Source organism: Allobosea sp., from assembly GCF_030694325.1.
Taxonomy (GTDB): Bacteria; Pseudomonadota; Alphaproteobacteria; order Rhizobiales; family Beijerinckiaceae; genus Allobosea.
Genome location: NZ_JAUXYO010000073.1, coordinates 1 through 1,945 on the forward strand (window position 1 = coordinate 1; position 1,945 = coordinate 1,945).

The window sequence follows — 1,945 nt, forward strand, 5'->3', positions numbered from 1 at the left end:
TCTTTCTGCTGGCGCGGCTGGTCAATCCCTTCCTCGGCGTCATCGCCGCGCTCGGCGTCGGCATCGTCGTCAGCTTCGCCACGGGGCTGGCGACATGGCCGGCGGGCGGACTCTCCCTCTCCGGCCTCGAATTCGTCACACCGCGCTTCGATACCGCCGCGATGCTCGGCATCGGCATCCCGCTCTATCTCGTCACCATGGCGGCGCAGAACCTGCCCGGCTTCGCCGTGCTGCGCGCGGCCGGCTACCATCCGCCCGTCCCGGCCTGCCTTTTCGTGACGGGGCTGACCTCCTTCCTCACCGCGCCTTTCGGCGCGCATATGGTCAACATGGCGGCGATATCAGCCTCGATCTGCACAGGCCCCGACACCCACCCCGATCCGGCGCAGCGCTGGAAGGCCGGCATCGTCTATGGGCTCGCCTGGCTCGCCATCGCCGCGACCGCGGGGCTGCTGCTCGCTCTCATCCTCGCCATGCCCAAGGCGCTGATCGTCGCGGTCGCCGGCCTCGGCCTCGTCGGCTCGCTCACTGGCGCACTGACGCAGGCGACCTCCTCGGACGGGCATCGCTTCGCCGCGGTCGTCGCCTTCGCCGTCGCCGCCTCCAGCCTGACGCTGTTCGGCGTCGGCTCGGCCTTCTGGAGCCTGGTTGCCGGCCTCGGAGTCTTGACATTGGACGCCATCGCGGGCCGTTTGCGCGCAAGATCATGACCACGACATCTCCCCCCACCCGCCTGATGCTCGTCACCCCGCCTGTGGCCGATGCCGACGCGATGGCCTTCAGGCTCATGCAGGCCCAGGCCGGCGGCGACCTCGCCGCGGTGCTGCTGCGGCTGGCACCCGGCGACGAACGCAGCCGCATCGAGCGCGTCAAGCGCCTGGCCGGCCCGGTCCAGGCCGCCAATGTCGCTCTCGTCGTCGAGGACAGCGCCCTCGTCGCCACCCGCGGCGGTGCCGATGGCGTCCACCTCACGGGCGGGCCGGAGGCCATCGCCGAGGCACGTTCCAGCCTGAAGGGCGAGCGCATCATCGGCGCCGGCGGGCTGCGCGCCCGCCACGACGCCATGGATGTCGGCGAGGCCGGCGTCGACTATGTCCTCTTCGGCGAGCCCCGCCCCGACGGCTCGACGCCGCCGCTGCCGGCCGTGATCGAGCGCGCCGGCTGGTGGGCCGAAATCTTCCAGACCCCCTGCGTCGCCTATGCGCCCGACGCCGACTCCGTCGCCGCGCTCGCCGAGACGGGGGCGGAGTTCATCGCGCTCGGCGACTGGGCTTTCGCGGAGGGCAGCGACATTCGCGCCATCGTCGGCGAGGCCAACGAGGCCATCGCCGCCTGCGCGCTCCGCAGGGCCGCAGTGCGATGAGGCGCTGGCGCCGGGCCCTCGCCGGCCTGTTGCTGGCCGGCCTCGCATTCCCCCTGTCCGCCGGGGCGGCCGAGCGCGACACCGCCTATGCCGCCTACCAGACCGGCCATTACCGCCGCGCGCTGTCCGAAGCGCTGAAGCGCATCGAGGCCGACAGCAAGGACGCCGCCGCGATGACACTGGTCGGCGAGATCTACCGCCAGGGCCTCGGCGTCCGGCCGGACCAGAGGGTCGCGACCGAATGGTACGAGCGCGCCGCCGAGCGCGGCGACATCAACGCCGCCTACGCGCTCGCCATCGCCCTGCTCGACACGACCGGCCCGAAGCGCGATCCCGACCGCGCCTCGACCCTGATGCGCCGCGCGGCCGAGGCCGGGCACCCGGCGGCAAACTACAACCTCGCGCTGGCCTGGCTCGCCACCGGCCAGCCCGATGACGAGGCGCGCGCGATCAAGAGCCTCGAGATCGCGGCGAAGGGCGGGATTCCCGACGCGCTGCATGCGCTGGCGACCCTGGCGCGGCAGGGCCGCGGCATGCCCCGTAGCGACGAGCAGGCCGCGCGCTGGATGGCGCAGGCCGCCG

At 73.0% G+C, this 1,945-nt stretch carries 3 protein-coding genes; all 3 read left to right on the forward strand.

Features of this window, described 5'->3' with window-relative positions; all coding sequences use genetic code 11:
- On the forward strand, nt 1-710 hold a 710-nt coding region (locus tag Q8M82_RS03970; protein ID WP_305690082.1), incomplete at its 5' end, for a benzoate/H(+) symporter BenE family transporter.
- Entirely contained in the window at nt 707-1,363 is a 657-nt protein-coding gene (locus Q8M82_RS03975; RefSeq protein WP_305690083.1) for a thiamine phosphate synthase, read from the forward strand. The genes Q8M82_RS03970 and Q8M82_RS03975, both read left to right, overlap by 4 nt.
- Nucleotides 1,360-1,945, forward strand: a 586-nt coding sequence (locus Q8M82_RS03980; protein WP_305690084.1) for a tetratricopeptide repeat protein, incomplete at its 3' end; no start/stop codon positions are given. The genes Q8M82_RS03975 and Q8M82_RS03980, both read left to right, overlap by 4 nt.